The sequence below is a fragment of the Coprobacter sp. genome, assembly GCF_982436375.1.
The window spans coordinates 1-19421 of the sequence record NZ_CEWDCG010000036.1 but is presented as its reverse complement, the minus strand read 5'-3'; the positions used below and the strand labels follow the sequence as shown (position 1 = coordinate 19421).

14 protein-coding genes are annotated in these 19421 nt (G+C 39.4%); 8 read left to right on the top strand and 6 right to left on the bottom strand.

Going from position 1 to position 19421, the window contains the following annotated elements; translation table 11 throughout:
* The first annotated feature begins 28 nt into the window (after positions 1-28).
* From glmS to AC1WHX_RS03680, 5 genes are all read left to right on the top strand, one after another.
* Positions 29-1873 (top strand): glutamine--fructose-6-phosphate transaminase (isomerizing), encoded by a 1845-nt coding sequence (glmS, locus tag AC1WHX_RS03700; RefSeq protein WP_302545327.1) that lies wholly within the window; start codon positions 29-31, stop codon positions 1871-1873.
* An 18-nt stretch (positions 1874-1891) separates the two neighbouring features.
* Positions 1892-3769, top strand: a complete 1878-nt coding sequence (locus AC1WHX_RS03695; protein ID WP_302545328.1) for an amidophosphoribosyltransferase — start codon at positions 1892-1894, stop codon at positions 3767-3769.
* Positions 3770-3791: 22 nt separating this feature from the next.
* A complete protein-coding gene (gene carA, locus AC1WHX_RS03690; protein ID WP_418236304.1) occupies positions 3792-4862 on the top strand; it encodes a glutamine-hydrolyzing carbamoyl-phosphate synthase small subunit in 1071 nt (356 codons plus the stop codon).
* 12 nt (positions 4863-4874) lie between these two features.
* The gene (gene carB, locus AC1WHX_RS03685) at positions 4875-8093 is read left to right on the top strand and encodes a carbamoyl-phosphate synthase (glutamine-hydrolyzing) large subunit (protein WP_481228861.1); all 3219 of its coding nucleotides are present in this window, start codon (positions 4875-4877) and stop codon (positions 8091-8093) included.
* Positions 8094-8346: 253 nt separating this feature from the next.
* Positions 8347-10710 (top strand): glycoside hydrolase family 31 protein, encoded by a 2364-nt coding sequence (locus AC1WHX_RS03680; RefSeq protein WP_481228860.1) that lies wholly within the window; start codon positions 8347-8349, stop codon positions 10708-10710.
* A gap of 65 nt (positions 10711-10775) precedes the next feature.
* On the opposite strand, the gene AC1WHX_RS03675 is transcribed toward AC1WHX_RS03680, so the two are convergent.
* Together AC1WHX_RS03675 and AC1WHX_RS03670 are read right to left on the bottom strand one after the other, a co-directional pair.
* Complete coding sequence (locus AC1WHX_RS03675; RefSeq protein ID WP_481228859.1) at positions 10776-11783, bottom strand: Gfo/Idh/MocA family protein; 1008 nt, start codon at positions 11781-11783, stop codon at positions 10776-10778.
* A gap of 54 nt (positions 11784-11837) precedes the next feature.
* Complete coding sequence (locus tag AC1WHX_RS03670; RefSeq protein ID WP_302545266.1) at positions 11838-12719, bottom strand: hypothetical protein; 882 nt, start codon at positions 12717-12719, stop codon at positions 11838-11840.
* Between the two features lie 202 nt (positions 12720-12921).
* Between AC1WHX_RS03670 and AC1WHX_RS03665 the strand changes: the two genes are divergently transcribed.
* The 3 genes from AC1WHX_RS03665 to AC1WHX_RS03655 are packed head-to-tail and all read left to right on the top strand — an operon-like array spanning position 12922 to position 16227.
* The gene (locus tag AC1WHX_RS03665) at positions 12922-14289 is read left to right on the top strand and encodes a DUF5690 family protein (protein WP_302545265.1); all 1368 of its coding nucleotides are present in this window, start codon (positions 12922-12924) and stop codon (positions 14287-14289) included.
* Between the two features lie 37 nt (positions 14290-14326).
* Complete coding sequence (phnX, locus tag AC1WHX_RS03660; RefSeq protein WP_302545264.1) at positions 14327-15130, top strand: phosphonoacetaldehyde hydrolase; 804 nt, start codon at positions 14327-14329, stop codon at positions 15128-15130.
* An 8-nt stretch (positions 15131-15138) separates the two neighbouring features.
* On the top strand, positions 15139-16227 hold the full coding sequence (locus AC1WHX_RS03655) for a 2-aminoethylphosphonate--pyruvate transaminase (protein ID WP_122337691.1): 1089 nt from the start codon (positions 15139-15141) through the stop codon (positions 16225-16227).
* 124 nt (positions 16228-16351) lie between these two features.
* Here the strand turns inward: AC1WHX_RS03655 and AC1WHX_RS03650 are convergent, their stop codons facing one another.
* The 4 genes from AC1WHX_RS03650 to AC1WHX_RS03635 form a co-directional block, all read right to left on the bottom strand.
* Positions 16352-17047: a YjjG family noncanonical pyrimidine nucleotidase gene (locus tag AC1WHX_RS03650; RefSeq protein WP_122337692.1), complete on the bottom strand. Its 696-nt coding sequence runs from the start codon at positions 17045-17047 to the stop codon at positions 16352-16354.
* 91 nt (positions 17048-17138) lie between these two features.
* On the bottom strand, positions 17139-18017 hold the full coding sequence (locus AC1WHX_RS03645) for a Cbp1 family collagen-binding glycoprotein adhesin (RefSeq protein ID WP_122337693.1): 879 nt from the start codon (positions 18015-18017) through the stop codon (positions 17139-17141).
* Positions 18018-18028: 11 nt separating this feature from the next.
* Complete coding sequence (gene rsmI / locus AC1WHX_RS03640) at positions 18029-18724, bottom strand: 16S rRNA (cytidine(1402)-2'-O)-methyltransferase (protein ID WP_122337694.1); 696 nt, start codon at positions 18722-18724, stop codon at positions 18029-18031.
* A gap of 7 nt (positions 18725-18731) precedes the next feature.
* A complete protein-coding gene (locus AC1WHX_RS03635; protein WP_147411861.1) occupies positions 18732-19388 on the bottom strand; it encodes a hypothetical protein in 657 nt (218 codons plus the stop codon).
* Between the last annotated feature and the right edge of the window lie 33 nt (positions 19389-19421).

The window sequence follows — 19421 nt, the reverse complement described above, 5'->3', positions numbered from 1 at the left end:
GTGCCGAAATAAATTAACCCAATCATTTATGTGTGGAATTGTAGGATATATTGGAGCTCAAAACGCATACCCAATTCTTATCAAAGCTTTGAAAAGGCTGGAGTACAGAGGTTATGACAGTGCAGGTGTAGCACTCATCAGCGATAATCAACAATTAAATGTTTATAAGACAAAAGGGAAAGTTTCAGACTTGGAAGCTTTTGCCGCTCAAAAAGATATTAGTGGAACTATAGGAATAGCGCACACACGCTGGGCTACCCACGGAGAGCCATGTCAAGCGAATGCACATCCTCATTATTCGGAATCTGAAAATCTGGCTATAATACATAACGGTATCATTGAGAATTATGCAGTCCTTAAAGAGAAATTACAGGGAAAAGGATATACATTCAAAAGCAGCACCGATACAGAAGTTCTGGTACAATTAATTGAATATATCAAAGTATCCCATAACCTCGACTTACTGACTTCGGTACAGCTTGCTTTACATGAAGTCATCGGAGCATATGCCATCGCCATCTTAAATCGAAATAATCCCGACGAAATCATCGTAGCGAGAAAAAGTAGTCCGTTGGTGATAGGAATAGGCAAAGATGAATATTTTATCGCATCAGATGCTACTCCCATTGTAGAATACACCGATAAAGTAGTATATTTAGAAGACGGAGAGATCGCTGTAATACACCGCGGACAAGAATTAAAGATCGTAACTCAAGATAATATTGCCGTAAACCCGACAATCAATACTATAGAATTAAACCTCGGACAACTCGAAAAAGGAGGTTATCCCCACTTTATGCTTAAAGAGATATTCGAACAGCCCGACTGTATTCACGATTGCATGCGAGGACGCATTAACATAGAAGGGACTGATATTGCACTATCCGCCATTATCGATCATAAAGAAAAACTGCTTCATGCAAAGAGATTTATTATCGTAGCATGCGGTACATCTTGGCATGCCGCTCTTATCGGGAAATATCTCATCGAAAAATTTTGCCGTTTCCCGGTAGAAGTCGAATACGCTTCTGAATTCCGGTATCGAAATCCTGTCATCAATCCTGGAGATGTCGTTATTGCTATTTCCCAATCGGGAGAAACAGCAGATACATTAGCCGCAGTCGAAGAAGCCAAAAACAAAGGAGCATTTATATACGGAATATGCAATGCTGTCGGATCTTCTATCCCGAGAGCTACGCACACCGGATCGTATATACACGTAGGACCGGAAATCGGCGTTGCTTCTACAAAAGCATTTACCGGTCAAGTTACGGTTCTCACAATGTTGGCTCTTACTTTGGCACGAGAAAAGAACAGTATCGGCAATGAAGAATTTCGACAAGTAGTACATGAGCTGAGCACAATACCCGAAAAGATGAAAAAGGTTCTCGAAAAAAACGACAGCATAGCCCATCTTTCGCAAATATTTACCTACGCTCATAATTTTATCTATTTAGGCAGGGGTTTTAACTATCCGGTCGCTTTAGAAGGGGCTCTCAAATTAAAAGAAATATCATACATCCACGCAGAAGGTTATCCGGCTGCGGAAATGAAACATGGACCAATTGCCCTGATAGATACCGAAATGCCGGTTGTTGTTGTTGCGACGCACAATAACCAATATGAAAAAATAATCAGCAATATACAAGAAATAAAAGCTCGAAAAGGAAAAGTAATAGCCCTTGTGACAGAAGGTGATACAACTATTAAAAATATTGCCGATTTTTGTATCGAATTACCGAAAACCATACCGTGCCTCGACCCGTTAATCACGACAATTCCTCTTCAATTACTGGCATACCATATTGCCATTTGCAAAGGGAAAGATGTAGATCAGCCGAGGAATCTCGCAAAATCGGTAACCGTAGAATAAAAATGATTCTAAAAAGAGATGGAAGAATTAAAACATGAATGCGGAGTAGCAATGATACGTTTGCTAAAACCGCTCGAATATTACGAAAAAAAATACGGGACATGGATGTACGGACTCAATAAGCTTTATTTGCTTATGGAGAAACAACACAACCGAGGACAAGAAGGTGCTGGATTGGCCTGCGTAAAACTCCAAGCCAATCCGGGAGAAGAATACATGTTCAGGGAAAGAGCTTTGGGAACAAGCGCCATTACCGAAATATTCGAGGCCGTACATTCCAACTACGCATCTCTGACAGAAACACAGCTACACAACGCTGAATATGCCGAACAGGTATTGCCCTTTGCCGGAGAAATCTATATGGGCCATCTCCGTTACAGTACAACGGGAAAATCGGGGATTTCATATATACATCCTTTTTTAAGACGCAATAACTGGAGAGCAAAAAATCTGAGTTTGTGCGGCAATTTCAATCTGACCAATGTCGATGAGATATTCGAAAAAATTACGGCTAAAGGACAGCATCCCCGGAAATATGCTGACACATATATCATGCTGGAAGAGGTAGGTCACAGACTCGACCGGGAGGTCGAAAGGCTGTATGCAAAATGCGAAAATGAAGGACTGGAAGGAATGGATATTACGTATGCCATAGAAGATCAAATCGATCTGGCAAACGTTCTGAAAAAAACTACCCCCGGATGGGATGGCGGATATGTGATCTGTGGCATTACGGGAAGTGGAGAATGTTTTTCGATTCGTGATCCGTGGGGCATTCGTCCGGCATTCTGGTATGCCGATGATGAAGTCGTAGTACTGGCATCGGAACGTCCGGTCATACAAACAGCCTTTAACCCGTCAAGCAATTCTATAAAGGAATTGCTTCCGGGACAAGCCTTATTCGTAAATAAAAAAGGAAATATCCGTACAGAACAGATCAATCTTCCTAAAAATAACAATGCTTGTAGTTTTGAAAGAATATATTTTTCTCGCGGTAGCGACAAAGATATTTACCAGGAACGCAAGCAATTAGGAAAAAATCTGGTAAAGCCGTTACTCGATGCAATAAAAAACGATATAGATCACACGGTCTTTTCTTTCATCCCCAATACTGCAGAAGTTGCATTCTATGGCATGTTAGAAGGCTTCGAGGTGTACCTAAACCAACTAAAAAAGAGATATCTTACAACGTTAAAAAACGGAGTGTCGGAACAGGAACTCGAACACATATTATCGATGCGCATCCGATTCGAAAAAGCTGTTATTAAGGATATAAAACTCCGTACATTCATCGCCGAGGGAAATACCCGGAACGATCTCGCCGCACATGTATACGATATCACATACGGCAGTGTAGAACCTTATTCTGACAATCTGGTCGTCATAGATGACAGTATCGTCAGAGGAACTACTCTCAAACAAAGTATTATAGGCATATTAGACCGGCTGCATCCTAAAAAAATCATTATCGTATCATCTTCTCCACAAGTAAGATATCCTGATTACTACGGTATAGATATGTCTCGAATGAAAGAGTTTATCGCTTTTAGAGCAGCGATAGCTTTATTGAAAGAACGAAATATGAAACAGTTAATAGCCGACGTATATCAAAAATGTATTACCCAGCGTAATTTACCCAAAACCGAAATGGTCAATCACGTGAAAGAAATATACGCGCCTTTTACCGCTAATGAAATTTCAAAAAAAATAGCGGAACTACTTACTCCCCCAGAAACAAAAGCCGAAGTGCAAATCGTCTATCAGACATTAGAGGGTTTGCATACATCGTGTCCCGACCACCCCGGAGACTGGTACTTTTCTGGAGATTATCCTACTCCGGGAGGGATGAAACTGGTAAATGAGGCTTTCATCAACTACGTAGAACAAGAATTTTAATATAAAGTTTATAAAGTTCAAAATGCAAAAACAAAAAAATGTTTCACTAATACTGGACGACGGAAGCAGATTTTCCGGAATCTCTTTCGGATACGAAAGGCCGACAGCCGGAGAAGTCGTTTTTAACACTGCAATGTCCGGTTATCCGGAAAGTCTGACCGATCCATCCTATTCCGGACAAATAATGGTGCTCACTTATCCGCTCATAGGCAACTATGGTGTTCCAGCACGATCGTTTTCAGGGAAACTCTCAACTTTTCTCGAATCTGAAAAGATTCATGCCGACGGAATAATCGTATCGGATTATTCTGAAAATTATAGTCATTGGAATGCGACAGAGAGTTTGGGCGAATGGCTGAAACAAGAAAAAATCACAGGAATTACCGGGATCGATACTCGTGAACTTACCAAACTGTTGCGCGAAAAAGGAAGCATGATAGGCAAGATCGTTTTCTCAGACGAGAATGAAATCGATTTTATCGATCCGAACAAAATCAATCAAGTCGCACGAGTAAGTACGACCGAGATAATCACTTATGGGAACGGGAAGAAACGTGTCGTATTAGTAGATTGCGGTGTAAAACATAATATTATACGATGTCTTCTAAAACGAAATGTTACCGTTATCCGTGTTCCTTGGGACTACGATTTCAATGCAATAGAATATGACGGATTGTTCATCTCCAACGGACCAGGCGATCCCGATACTTGTGGAATTACGGTAAAGCACATTCGGGAAGCTATGAAAAAAGAAAAACCGATTTTCGGAATTTGCATGGGTAATCAATTGCTCGCTAAAGCCGGAGGAGCTAATACTTATAAATTGAAGTACGGGCACAGAAGCCATAATCAACCGGTACGCTTAGTCGGTACAGAAAAATGTTTTATCACTTCACAAAACCACGGTTTTGCAGTCGACAATAATACATTAAACGATGAATGGACACCTTTGTTCGTCAATATGAACGATGGTACAAACGAAGGTATTCAACACAAGAATAAACCGTTCTTCTCTGTACAATTCCATCCTGAAGCCGCCAGCGGCCCTACCGACACAGAATTTTTATTCGACCGATTTATAGAAATGATATAATCCTTGTCCGCCATTATGAGTACAATAAAGAAAGTTTTATTATTAGGTTCAGGAGCTTTAAAAATCGGGGAAGCCGGAGAATTTGATTACTCCGGATCTCAAGCCCTGAAAGCTCTTCGAGAAGAAGGTATAGAAACCGTATTGATCAACCCGAACATTGCCACAGTACAAACTTCGGAAGGGGTAGCCGATCATATTTATTACCTTCCGGTAACTCCGTTTTTCGTAGAAAAAGTAATCAAAAAAGAACATCCCGATGGTATCTTACTCTCTTTCGGAGGACAAACGGCTTTGAATTGCGGGGTAGAACTTTATAAAAAAGGAATACTCCAGAAATATAACCTTCAGGTATTAGGGACTCCCGTACAAGCGATCATGGACACTGAAGATCGGGAACTTTTTGTCAAAAAACTGGATGAAATACAGGTTAAAACCATTCAAAGCGAAGCTGTAGAAAACATCGAAGACGCTCGCATCGCTGCAAAACGACTCGGATATCCGGTAATCATTCGTGCCGCCTACGCTTTAGGAGGGTTAGGAAGCGGATTTTGCGATAATGAGGAGGAACTGAACAAACTGGCAGAAAAAGCATTTTCTTTCTCTCCGCAAGTATTAGTCGAAAAATCTTTAAAAGGGTGGAAAGAGGTTGAATATGAAGTTGTCCGCGATCGATTCGACAACTGTATCACGGTATGCAATATGGAAAATTTCGATCCGTTAGGCATCCATACGGGTGAAAGTATTGTAATTGCACCTTCTCAAACACTGACAAACAGCGAATATCATAAACTTCGGGAACTAGCAATCCGCATTATACGCCATATCGGAATTGTCGGTGAGTGTAATGTACAATATGCATTAGACCCGAATTCGGAAGACTACAGAGTTATTGAAGTAAATGCCCGGCTGAGCCGGTCATCTGCCCTCGCATCAAAAGCAACAGGATATCCGCTCGCATTCGTTGCAGCAAAATTAGGATTAGGATACGGGCTTTTCGATCTGAAAAACTCGGTTACACAAACGACTTCGGCATTTTTTGAACCTGCTCTCGACTATGTTGTTTGCAAAATACCTCGCTGGGATTTAGGAAAATTCCACGGTGTCGATCGCGAACTGGGCAGTAGCATGAAATCGGTAGGAGAAGTCATGGCTATCGGACGCACATTTGAAGAGTCTATACAAAAGGGGCTTCGAATGATCGGGCAAGGTATGCATGGTTTTGTCGAAAACAAAGAACTGGTTATACAGGATATAGATAAAGCGTTGCGAGAACCTACCGACAAACGAATTTTCGTTATCAGCAAAGCCCTGCAAAAAGGCTATACGGTGAATCAGATACATGAATTGACAAAAATCGACAAATGGTTTCTGGAAAAATTAAATAATATCATTCTCACGGCAAAAGAGATCGAAACTTTTTCTTCTCTGAAAGCTTTACCGTTAGAATTACTGAAAACAGCAAAAAAACAAGGGTTCTCCGATTTCCAGATTGCCCGGGCTATTTTTAAAGATCAAGGAGATATAGACCGACATTTGCTTGAAGTACGGAAGTTCCGAAAAGAAAAAGGCATCGTACCGGTAGTAAAACAGATAGATACTTTGGCTGCCGAATATCCGGCGCAGACCAACTATCTGTATCTGACTTATAACGGTACGGCAAATGACGTCAATTATCTTGGGGACCACCGTTCAGTCGTTGTATTAGGGTCAGGAGCTTACCGTATCGGCAGTTCGGTAGAATTTGACTGGTGCGGTGTCAATGCCCTTAATACGATCCGTAAAGAAGGGTGGCGCAGTGTTATGATCAACTATAATCCGGAAACCGTATCGACCGACTATGACATGTGCGACCGGCTATATTTCGATGAACTGACATTCGAACGCGTAATGGATATTCTCGAACTGGAATCGCCACATGGCGTTATCGTCTCTACTGGAGGTCAAATTCCGAATAATCTTGCTTTGAAACTCGATGCTCAAGGCGTCAATATTTTGGGAACATCGGCAAAAAGTATCGACAATGCCGAAGACCGGAACAAATTCTCGGCAATGTGTGACCGTTTGGGGATAGACCAGCCCAGATGGAGAGAACTCACCTCGATGAAAGACATTCATCAATTTGTCGATGAGGTAGGTTTCCCGGTACTGGTTCGCCCATCCTATGTATTGTCGGGAGCTGCAATGAATGTATGTTCAAACAATGATGAACTGGAGCGCTTTCTAAAATTAGCTGCTAACGTATCTCAAAAGCATCCGGTAGTAGTGAGCCAATTTATCGAACATGCAAAAGAGGTAGAAATGGATGCCGTAGCAGATAAAGGTGAAATTATCGCATATGCTATCAGCGAACATATAGAATTTGCGGGTGTACATTCAGGAGATGCCACCATACAGTTTCCTCCGCAAAAACTGTATATGGAAACTATCCGCCGGGTAAAACGCATTTCTAAACTGATCGCAAAAGAATTACAGATATCAGGACCTTTCAATATTCAATTTCTTGCCAAAGGCAATGCAATCAAAGTTATCGAATGTAATTTACGTGCATCGCGAAGTTTTCCGTTTATCAGCAAAGTTTTGAAGATTAATTTTATCGATTTGGCAACACAGGTCATGTTAGGTAAAAAGGTTGAAAAACCTCATAAAACATTATTCGACATCGATTATGTCGGGATTAAGGCTTCTCAGTTTTCATTCTCCCGATTACAAAAAGCCGATCCTGTTCTGGGTGTAGACATGGTAAGTACCGGAGAAGTGGGCTGTCTTGGAAATGACACGAACGATGCGATTCTTAAATCGATGCTTTCGGTCGGATATAAGATTCCACAACAAAATATTCTGCTCTCGACCGGAACGGCAAAACAGAAAGTAGACATGCTTGCTGCAGCCGAGCTTTTACATAAAAACGGATATAGACTCTTTGCAACAGGAGGAACGCATACCATGCTGGCGGAAAATAATATTCCCTCTACCCGAGTAGCATGGCCGGGTGAAGAAGGTTATCCCCAAGCTCTCGATCTGTTACACGAGAAAAAAATAGATATGGTGGTCAACATTCCTAAAAATCTGACCACAGGAGAGCTGGATAACGGTTACAAAATACGAAGGGCCGCAATAGACCTGAATATTCCTCTGGTAACCAATTCTCGCCTCGCATCCGCTTTCATTACCGCATTCTGTACGACACCGATAGAAGAACTGGAAATAAAAGCATGGGAAGAATATAAATAAATATTTCCTAATCGATCAGCAAGGATATTCTCAAATCGGGAATATCCTTGTTTCTTATTCATTATTTTACCCCGATTTTAAACACTAAAATGTTAAATAATAAGAAATAAATAAGATTTAATAGTCAACATTTTATATCTTTATTGATATAAAAAATAATGCAAAATCCAAAAACACAAGATTATTTTTTATATCCAACAATCAATCAATACGTCAAACACAAATTCTACATACACACTAATACTCTATGCTCATGAAAAATGTAAAAAATCGTTTTTTAGTCTTGCTCACTCTTTTATTTACGGGAAGTTCGCTCGCATCAGCAACAAAACAACCGGACAGAATTTTTGTAAAAGGAGTTTGCACGGAAATAACGTTTTATTCTCCGACTACTGTCAGGATATTAAAATATCCGCAAAACAAAACTCCTCTAAAAGAATCTTTGGTCGTCTTGCAAAAACCCGAAAAAGTAAAATTAACCAGAAACAAATCTGAAAACAGTTATTCTATAAAAAGTAAGGAAATAGACGTTACCGTCGATAGCAATACCGGTGAGATCATTTTTAAGGACTCTAAAGGGAACATACTCCTAAAAGACAAAAATACACAGTTCTCTCCCCGTAAAGATCTGAACAAAGATTCTTACCAAGTAAAACAAACGTTTAATCTCGATACAAATGAACCGATCTACGGATTGGGACAGATACAAAACGGAAAACTGAACCAACGGAATCAAAAAGAATTATTACGTCAAAGGAACACGGTGATCTGTATCCCGTTCTTCCAGTCTATTAAAGGATATGGTGTCTATCTGGATAATTACTCCCCTACCCGCTTCAGCGACTCACCTGAAGAAACGGTCTTTGATTCTGACTTGGGAACTTGCAGCGATTACTATTTCATGTACGGAAAAAACACAGACGGAGTTGTTAAAGCAATGCGTCAACTGACCGGAAAAGTTCCTATGTTGCCCGAAAGCGGATTCGGATTTTGGCAAAGCCGGGAACGATATGTTTCTCAAAAACAGATTGTCGAAATACTAAAGAAATACCGAGACTTGCAAGTCCCTATCGACGGGATTATTCAGGATTGGAGATATTGGAGCAACGATAATAAACATTGGAACGCTGTAGCCTTCGATAATCCGGAGTTTCCGAATCCACAAGAGATGATTTCTCAGATACACGACATGAACGCCCGATTAATTATATCTATCTGGCCTTCTTTCGGTCCGACAACCGATATCTACAAAGAATTAAAATCCAGAAATATGTTATTCGATTTTGAGACATTCCCCACGAATAACGGAGTTCGGGTATATGACGCCTTCAATCCCGAAGCCCAGGACATCTATTGGAGGTATTTCAATAAAAATATGTTCTCTATCGGAATGGACGGCTGGTGGCTCGATGCAACAGAACCGGAATACCAAGACAAAAACGAAACTCATCTCGATTCGGCTTGCTATTTAGGGTCATACCGAAATTACTATAATGCGTTTCCTTTAGTCTCTGTTGAAGGTGTATATAAAAATCAACGTAAGACAAGCAGCGACAAGCGAGTTTTCATTTTGACTCGTTCAGCTTTCGCCGGACAACAAAGAACCGGAGCTATCTCCTGGTCGGGAGATATAGACGGAAATTGGAACGCTTTAAAAGCTCAAATTCCGGCAGGATTGAATTTCTCCATGACCGGTATTCCGTATTGGAACTGCGACATAGGCGGTTTCACTGTCCGTCAATATCCGGGAGGAAACAAAAATCAGGCCTATCAGGAACTATATACCCGATGGACACAATTCGCCGCATTCTTAGGGATGATGCGATCTCACGGGACTTCTACTCAACGAGAAATTTTTCTTTTCGGAGAGAGGGGATCTTGGGCTTTCGATGCACAGGAGAAATTTATCCACCTTCGTTACAAGTTATTGCCTTATATCTATTCTACTGCATGGGATATAACCCGAAATGATGCCTCCCTTATGCGTCCTTTATTTGCCGATTTCGCAGAAGATAAACATACCCACGATCTCAATACTGAATTTTTGTTCGGAAAATCGATCCTCGTAGCTCCTGTTTTAGAACCGCAATATACCATTGGAAAAGACATTGATGCTAAAGTCGATTTCAATCAAATCAAATCGACGAAAGTTTACCTTCCTTCAGGCTGTGAATGGTATGATTTCTGGACAAATGAAAAAATATCCGGAGGAAAATCTGTAAATAAGGAGACTCCTATCGATATTATGCCTATTTATATAAAAGCAGGATCGATTCTGCCATTCGGACCTAAAGTACAATATGCAAAAGAAAAAAAGGACGCACCCCTCGAAATCCGCATTTATCCGGGTAAAAATGCAACTTTCACATTATACGAAGATGAAGGAGATAATTACAATTACGAAAAAGGGAATTATTCAACCATTGATTTCAAATGGGACAACTCGACTTCCACGCTATCAATCGGACAGAGAAACGGCAACTTCAACGGAATGCTCAAAGAGAGGAGATTCAAGGTCGTACTCGCATCTACCAAGTCCGGTATCGGAATGGAGGAAAACGATTCACTCTCAGAAATTGTAAATTACAACGGAAAAGCTGTTTCCGTCAAACTTTAATTTCAAACATAATACAAGAAGAACCCGGACAATATGGCTGGGTTCTTCTTGTGCTATATAAAAAATCAATTTTTATCTGCAGGATATATAACACCCAATTGCCGACGTATTTCATCAATAACCTCAAGTGCAATGAAAGAATTCATATGAGAATTAACAGAAGATTCCCTACTGCCGGATTGCACTAAATCAATAAATTCTTTCACTTCGTAATAGTACTCATTTTTTCGGCCGACAATAGAAATATCCTGCGACATTCCGTTACGGTGTTTCAATAGAATCCGGTCAGGAGATTGGATCTTATCGATAACAATAGTGCCGTCTTCCCCTTGTATTTCCGAAGGAAGCGAAGAATCAGCAATCTTAGAATAAAGTATAGTCGCATTCTTACCCTGCCCATACTCCAGATTTACAGCGCCTTGCCCGTCCACACCGGTTGAAAGCAATATTCCGGTCGCTGAAATCCTGAACGGTCGTCCCCATAAAACGACCAAAGGATAAATGGTATAAATTCCCAGATCCATTGTTGCACCATTAGAAAGTTCCGGTTTAAAAGCATTCTTGACCTCTCCCGCTTTCAGCTTGTCATAGCGTGAAGAATACTGACAATAGGATGCAAAATAACGTCGCACCGTCCCTATTTCAGGTAAATGCTGCAAAATAGCTCCAAATCCCGGCATCAATGTCGATTTCATGGCCTCCATAAATACAACACCATACTTCTTTGCGGCCTCGATCATCCGACCAAGCTCACGAATATTAGAAGCGGAAGGTTTCTCACATAATACATGCTTGCCATGTTCCATAAAAAGTATAGCTTGCTCAGAATGCAATGCCGTAGGCGATGCAATATAAACAGCATCTATCAAAGGCGATGAAGCCATTGCATCGAGCGAAACGAACGTATAAGGAATATTATGTTTAACTGCAAAAGCATTTGCAGTATCTTGCGAACGGGAATAAATAGCCGCCACTTCAAATCGGGAATCTTCCGCAGCTCCTTCCAACAACCAGTCCGATATAAAATTCGTTCCTATAACCCCGAATCGTAATTTAAAAGCAGCACAACTCATCGACAACTATTTTACATTAACTCGTTCAAAAGTAAGAATATTTAAAATAGGCAGCTATATTTTCAACATTTTTTTCTCCCGTTCCAAATCCTTCTCGTTAAGTTGAGGAGAAGGAACGGTACAGGTTTTAATATAGTCTCCCTCTTGACAAGTATAATTATAATAATACAATTGTTCTTCCGTCAATTTATCCTTAGGAACGAGTTCTCCTTCCAACTCCAAAAAATCATCCATACAGGTACTATCCGAATATTTTATAAAAAGTATCCGTCTCGCTATCGGATTGCGGTTATAATCCAAACAAAGATACAGTCCTTTCAACATACGGGGATATTCATACATAGGCAGTTGCAAATAAATCGTAAACAACGCTACTTGCGGAATTTCCCGTTCATTGAACATGATATACGAATTTTGATGGTTACTGAATATACCTACTCCCCAATGTGTCGTATTATATGCGCTCATGTGAGCAACCTTTACATAATCGTTATTCTCCGAAGGGGCAATAAGATAGGGCTCTATTTTTAACGAATCTGAAGATGATGAAAGACTATAACTAATATATATACCGCTATAATTGTACACATCTTGGGCAGAACGCAACATCTCTTCTGTCAGCATATTCATAAAGGGATTATCTTTTTGTCCGTTGTTCATTGCTGGCTCTAATTCGAACAAGGCTTCTTTCAATTCTGTCAAATTTCCCAACAAACGTTTCTTTGAAACATTATTGACCTGCGAAAGAGCATAATCTAAAGCGTCCTCTTCCGGCATACCATTTTTAACACAACTTACAAAAGCCGGAAGAACACTCGAATAAAGAGAAGACAAAACACTGGCCGCCATATTGACATGATCTGCTATCTCTTTCATTTTCACACCCTTATTACGTAAATATTCAATACGTTTATATATATCCAATAGATCATTCATATAAATACAAACAATAGGCAGTTTAACAAAATATATTGCAAATAAATATCTATCATATTATATCGGCATTGCATTAATATTACATTAATGTTACTTTATAAAATGCTATTTACATGAACTTTATTAATAATAAATATTCATTTTTAGTATCATAAACCGCCCATATATTTGCCGTCGAAATCGAAAAATCGACAAATGCAATATGGTTACCGATAGTAAAACAACAATCATCTCTAAAAAGAAATTATCTGACTTCTTATTTATACTTTGGGCCGGAGGTGCTGCTCTTCTTTCTTATTCATTGGTATATGCTTTGCGTAAACCTTTTACGGCCGCAACTTTTGATGGACTCGATTTTTTCGGGATGGATTATAAAACGGCTACCAGCATTGTTCAAATATCAGGATATCTCATTTCAAAATTAATCGGTATCAAGCTAATATCCGAATTAAAAAAAGAAAACCGACTGAAATTTATTATTTCATCCGTGGCTGTGGCCGAATTATCACTGATATTATTCGGAGCATTACCTCGCCCTTTCAACGTATTCGCCTTATTTTTCAACGGTCTCTCATTAGGATGCATGTGGGGAGTTATTTTTAGTTTTCTCGAAGGGCGCAGAGTCACAGATTTATTGGCCAGCCTTATGGGGCTGAGCATTGCTGTCAGTTCAGGAACAGCAAAATCAATCGGACTATTCGTTATGAATAATTTGGGAATCGGAGAATTCTGGATGCCAGCTTTAATCGGAGCTTTTGCATTTCCGTTATTATCCGTTTTAGGATGGCTAATGACACGTATGCCGCAGCCGACAAAAGAGGACATCGAACAGCGGACAGAGAGAGTAACCTTAGACGGAAAAGCCCGTATCAATATATTCAAAAACTTCATGCCCGTATTGGTCATGTTATTTTTTGCCAATTTATTCATTACAGTTTTACAGGATATAAAAGAAGATTTCCTTGTAAAAATTCTGGATATAAAAGCAGCAGGACTTTCATCGTGGGCTTTTGCCAAAGTAGATGCAAGCGTAACAGTAATAATCCTTTTAATGTTTGGACTGATGTCATTAATAAAAAGTAATGTAAAAGTGCTTTGTTTTTTGTTAGGACTTGTTTCTTGCGGAACTGCAGCACTCAGTTTTATCGCATTCAACTACAATTCACTCCAAATTTCCCCTATCATATGGCTGTTTCTTCAAAGTCTCTCGCTCTATACAGTTTATCTCAGCTTTCAAACCATATTTTTCGACCGCTTTATCGCTTGCTTCAAGATAAAAGGGAATGTCGGATTCTTTATCATTACATTAGACTTTATCGGCTATACAGGAACAGTACTCGTCTTAATATTCAAAGAATTTTTAAATCCGGATATCAACTGGCTCGAATTTTATAACTTTATGTCCGGTTATGTCGGCATTATTTGTTGCATTGCTTTCTGCGGTTCTGCTATTTATATAATACAACGGTACAAAAAAGAAAGATTACCAGAAAACAAAAAATCGATATCTGCAGATTCTACAAAGAACGATAGTGAGAATGTGCTGATCATAAGATCTCAAACAATTTAATGAATAAAGAAATAATAAATTACATAATAACAGTTTTATGAAAAAAATCGAATGTATCATTATGGACTGGGCCGGAACAGCAGTCGATTATGGTTGTTTTGCTCCTGTTGCGGCATTTCTAAAAGCTTTTAAGGAAATTGGAATCACGATAAGCATGGAACAAGCCCGCCGACCGATGGGAATGGCTAAAATTGATCATATCCGGGAACTTTTCAAAATGGACGGTATCGGAGACGCTTTTGAAAAAGTTTATGACCGGCAATGGACAGAAGATGATGTTATTGCTATGAATAAAAAATTTGAAGGTTATCTTTTCGCTTCATTGGCTGACTATACAGATCCGATTCCCGGTGTTATAGAAACTCTGCAAAATCTCAGATCTCAAGGCCTAAAAATCGGCTCTACAACCGGTTATACCCAAGCTATGATGGATGTAGTATTACCAAATGCGGCTGCAAAAGGATATAAAACAGACAACTGCGTAACTCCCGACAGATTACCTGCCGGACGCCCTTATCCATATATGATATATCAAAATATGATTGATCTCGATATCCCGTCTGTCGATTATATTCTGAAATACGGTGATACTATCGCCGATATTAAGGAAGGTCGGAATGCTAAAGTGTGGACTGTCGGTGTAATACTCGGCAGTAACGAAATGGGACTGACAGAAAAAGAAGTTACCGACATGCCGGATCAGGAACTGGAAACACGCAAAGCCGAAGTAAGAAAACGTATGCTCGATGCCGGAGCACACTTCGTGGTTGATACGATCAAAGAACTTCCGTCCGTAATCGACACTATAAATAAAAAACTAAATAACAACAATTCTAAATAATAATCATTATGAGACCCTATATTTTACTAACTCCCGGACCGCTTACGACATCTGAATCCGTAAAAGCAACCATGATGACCGACTGGTGTACATGGGATGAAGATTATAACCTCCACATTGTCGAAGAGATAAGAAAATCTCTTGTCGAACTGGCAACAAAAGCAACTGACGAATATACATCCGTGTTGCTTCAAGGAAGCGGTACTTATTGTGTAGAAGCCGTTATCGGAAGTACAATAAAAGCCGGAGACAAACTTCTTATTCTAAGTAACGGCGCGTACGGTGACAGAATGGGTAACATCGCAGAATACCATGGCATCAATTACGACATGCTTGCTTTTGACGAAACAGAACAGGTTTCTGTAGAGTACGTAGATGACTATATTGCCCATAATGCCGAGATTACGCACGTTGCAATAGTCCACTGCGAAACGACTACCGGAGTACTGAATCCACTGAAAGAAATTGCCCATATTGTAAAAATGCACGGGAAAAAACTAATTGTAGATGCAATGAGCAGTTTCGGCGGAGTTCCCTTAGATGTTCAAGAACTCGGTATCGATTTCATGATCAGCAGTGCAAATAAGTGTATCCAAGGTGTTCCCGGATTCGGCTTTATTATTGCCCGGAAATCGGAACTTAAATACTGTAAAGGTGTATCCAAATCTTTATCTCTCGATATCTACGATCAATGGGAAACTATGGAAAAAGGTCATGGCAAATGGCGTTTTACTTCCCCGACACATGTAGTACGAGCATTTAAACAAGCCATGGAAGAGTTAAAAGAAGAGGGAGGTGTCACAGCCCGCTACAAAAGATATTGTGAGAATCACGACATTTTGGTAAAAGGTATGCGTTCTTTAGGCTTCGAAACATTATTGCCCGACAATATACAATCTCCTATTATTACCTCTTTCCTCTATCCGAAAAAAGATTTTGATTTTAAGAGTTTCTATGCTCAGTTGAAAGAAAAAGGATTCGTCATCTATCCGGGAAAAATATCTCAAGCAGATACTTTCCGTATCGGCAATATCGGTGACGTTTACCCTGAAGATTTCAAGCATCTGATCGAAGCCGTACAAAGCACCAAATATTAACTATAAGAGTTCACTTAAATTTAGACTCTAATCTATATAAATCGGGGCTGATTAATAATCAAAGAATTAACTAGCCCCGATTTTATTTCTCCGAAATCCGGAAATTACCACGAAGTCTGTTTTTCTACAATATATCACAGATCTCAGATAATGTTTGTACTTCATAAGTAGGAAATTCATCCGAAATTTGTTTCTGAAGAGGATTAAAATACACTTGATCTAAACCGCTTCGCATAGCTCCCAAAATATCGGCATCATAATTATCTCCGATCATTAACGATGTATTTTTCGATGAACCGGTTTTATTCAACGCATACCTGAAAATATCAGGATGCGGTTTATTGACTCCGACCTCATCCGATAATATTATTTTCTCAAAGTAGTTCTCTATACCGGCAGATTTCATCTTTTTAAACTGGACTTCTTTAAAACCGTTACTGATAATATGCAAACGATACGAACGGCTTTTCAAATAATCAAGCAACTCCCTTGCCTGCGGAACAAGTTCTCCTTGTTCTGACAATACCGACAGGTAATCTGCATTCAATTGTAAAACCAGTTTATCGTTATATGCTCCCACCCGCTGCAAAGGGTAACGAAATCGCTCTACAATTAGTGCCTCTTTACTGATACGATTATGATGATACAAAGACCACAACTCCGTATTTTTCTCGCTATATACTCTATAATATTCATCAAACAACGGATAATACTCACTCAACCCATAACGATCGTAAATTATTTCTAATGCAATTTTAGAATTCGTACGAAAATCCCAAATCGTATCATCCAAATCAACGAATATATTCTGATATTTCATTTACTTATATCCTCTAAAAGATAAATGCGAAAATAACATTTTTAGAGGTTATTTCCGCATCTATCTATAAAACTTTATTCGAATCGAGAGATCAATCTACATTTACTACTAAATATTTAGATAAACTCCAGAAATTTTGAGGATCGCTAATCACTAATGTCAAAAGTCCTTTATCGTTTTTTACCAGAGAATAAGAGCCTTCGGGATGATTGGTTAGAATCTTTGCTTTTTTCATTTCAAGAGGAATCTCTTTTAATGTCCGCAAATCGGCTTTAGTAAAATAATCCTTGTTAAAATCCCCTTTCATCACCTCTTTTGCCTTAAACAAACCACCACCGGAAAGAATCTTCTGTTCTTTCAACTCCTTGGTAGTTCCAAATACATAAAATACAGTATTCAATTCTTTATCCTGAGTAGAAATCGTATTTTTTTGTTCTTCGGTTTCTTGAGAAAGATCTGTCACCTTACCCGAAAGATCTAAAACAGCATCATCGAGTTCTTTAATACGAATATCCCGTTTTGCCAGATCTTCCTGCAATGAAGTAATCATAGCCGTCTTGCTCTCTATTTCTGCAGACAACCGATCTACAGTCTGCTTTAATTGAGAAGACTGATATTTACTGTTTTTCAACTGACTTTGCAACCGTGCCAATTTTTCTTTATTTTCTTTCAAAGTCTGGGCAACTAACTGCATATCCGACTTTAATTTCTCCCGAGTCGTCTTATCTACATCACCCGTTGCATTTTGTTGCACGATAAGATAATTTTCCGCTTCTTTCATTTGACGGAATCCATCCTCGACTTCATTCATCAATTGCAACATTTCTTCAAAATCCGCTTTTGTCTGGACATTGACCTGTATCAAAGAATCATTCTCTTGTTTCAACCTCTGAACCTCTTTTCCGCCTCCTTGGCAAGAAATCAAACATGTCGAAGCTATTACAGCAACTGTCAAAAAAAACTTTTTCATAACTTTTTCTTTTAGATTTCTACATATCTTGTTTTACTCGGAAGACCGCCTACCACAATTACAAATTCACCTTTCGGCTCTCTTTCAGTAAAATGAGCAATAATTTCCGATAATGTTCCACGAACAGTTTCTTCATGGATCTTCGATATTTCCCGGCTTACCGAAGCATCTCTATCTGCACCGAATACTTCAGCAAACTGAATTAATGTCTTCAACAAGCGAAAAGGAGATTCATAAAAAATCATCGTACGCGTTTCGTTCGCCAATTCGGACAAACGTGTAGAACGACCTTTTTTCTGAGGCAAAAAGCCTTCAAAACAAAATCTGTCATTCGGTAATCCTGAAGCAACCAAAGCCGGAACAAAAGCTGTCGCACCCGGTAAACATTCTACATCGATTCCTGCTTTCCGACATTCCCGGACCAATAAAAAACCGGGATCAGAAATTGCCGGTGTACCGGCATCCGATATGAGTGCGATATTTTCTCCCCCTTGTAATCGGGCAACAAGTCCTTCTACTGTTTTATGCTCGTTGAATTTATGATGCGACTGCATACGGGTTTTTATTTCAAAATGTTTCATCAAAATACCACTTGTACGGGTATCTTCTGCTAAAACACAATCCGCTTCTTTCAATACTCTGATCGCTCTCATCGTCATATCTTCAAGATTTCCCACCGGGGTAGGAACTACATAAAGCTTTGCCATGCTAATATCAATTAGTAAAACGTTTCTCCAAAATATTAAAAAACTCTACAGCCGGCTCATTATTTTCTATATCCCAGCCAAACTGATCCTGAAGAAAAGCGACCGATTCTTCAAAAGAAGAAATTTCATTCAACGCCTCAAGAGTATTATTCATCACCTCATCGCTGTTGACAAATAACTCACGTCTAAAACGGAATTTATCATTCAGACTCATCAACTTACGAATATCTTTCAACTCTCTCTCTTTTTCAACTACACTCAGATTTTCAGACTCAGGACAAGACTCTTCCATCCCACCTGTAACAACAAAATCCAACGAATTTTGTTCCATCATTAAAGAATCTTGCACAAGGTCATCCTTCTTTTCTTGAAAACTCTTCTCATCAGATCGAGTCGCCGATGTTTCCGGTTCTTCTGTTTTCATACGCTTTTCTCCGCCGCAAGCGCATGTATCAACAATAACATCCTCACTATCATTACCGGACACCATCTTATCTTCAGGAATACCAGAATTCACACTTGGTAAACCTTTTACTTTTTCGGTAACGGCCTCTGCCTTTTCTACCGCCAGTTTATATAAGATATCAGGAACTTCCGGAGAACTTTTATCTATAAGTTTCAACAATTCCTCCAATTCCTGCAGAGTCCGAAAAATCTGTTCCATATACATAATCGTAACAATTTGATCGTTTTATCC

What these genes read in the sequence shown, in the direction of transcription:
- carA (WP_418236304.1), top strand. Translation starts at nt 3,792, where the DNA reads ATGCAAAAACAAAAAAATGTTTCACTAATACTGGACGACGGAAGCAGA.
- phnX (WP_302545264.1), top strand. Translation starts at nt 14,327, where the DNA reads ATGAAAAAAATCGAATGTATCATTATGGACTGGGCCGGAACAGCAGTC.
- AC1WHX_RS03680 (WP_481228860.1), top strand. Translation starts at nt 8,347, where the DNA reads ATGAAAAATGTAAAAAATCGTTTTTTAGTCTTGCTCACTCTTTTATTT.
- rsmI (WP_122337694.1), bottom strand. Translation starts at nt 18,724, where the DNA reads ATGGCAAAGCTTTATGTAGTTCCTACCCCGGTGGGAAATCTTGAAGAT.
- AC1WHX_RS03695 (WP_302545328.1), top strand. Translation starts at nt 1,892, where the DNA reads ATGGAAGAATTAAAACATGAATGCGGAGTAGCAATGATACGTTTGCTA.
- AC1WHX_RS03650 (WP_122337692.1), bottom strand. Translation starts at nt 17,047, where the DNA reads ATGAAATATCAGAATATATTCGTTGATTTGGATGATACGATTTGGGAT.
- glmS (WP_302545327.1), top strand. Translation starts at nt 29, where the DNA reads ATGTGTGGAATTGTAGGATATATTGGAGCTCAAAACGCATACCCAATT.
- AC1WHX_RS03635 (WP_147411861.1), bottom strand. Translation starts at nt 19,388, where the DNA reads ATGGAACAGATTTTTCGGACTCTGCAGGAATTGGAGGAATTGTTGAAA.
- AC1WHX_RS03645 (WP_122337693.1), bottom strand. Translation starts at nt 18,017, where the DNA reads ATGAAAAAGTTTTTTTTGACAGTTGCTGTAATAGCTTCGACATGTTTG.
- AC1WHX_RS03665 (WP_302545265.1), top strand. Translation starts at nt 12,922, where the DNA reads ATGGTTACCGATAGTAAAACAACAATCATCTCTAAAAAGAAATTATCT.
- AC1WHX_RS03655 (WP_122337691.1), top strand. Translation starts at nt 15,139, where the DNA reads ATGAGACCCTATATTTTACTAACTCCCGGACCGCTTACGACATCTGAA.
- AC1WHX_RS03670 (WP_302545266.1), bottom strand. Translation starts at nt 12,719, where the DNA reads ATGAATGATCTATTGGATATATATAAACGTATTGAATATTTACGTAAT.
- AC1WHX_RS03675 (WP_481228859.1), bottom strand. Translation starts at nt 11,783, where the DNA reads ATGAGTTGTGCTGCTTTTAAATTACGATTCGGGGTTATAGGAACGAAT.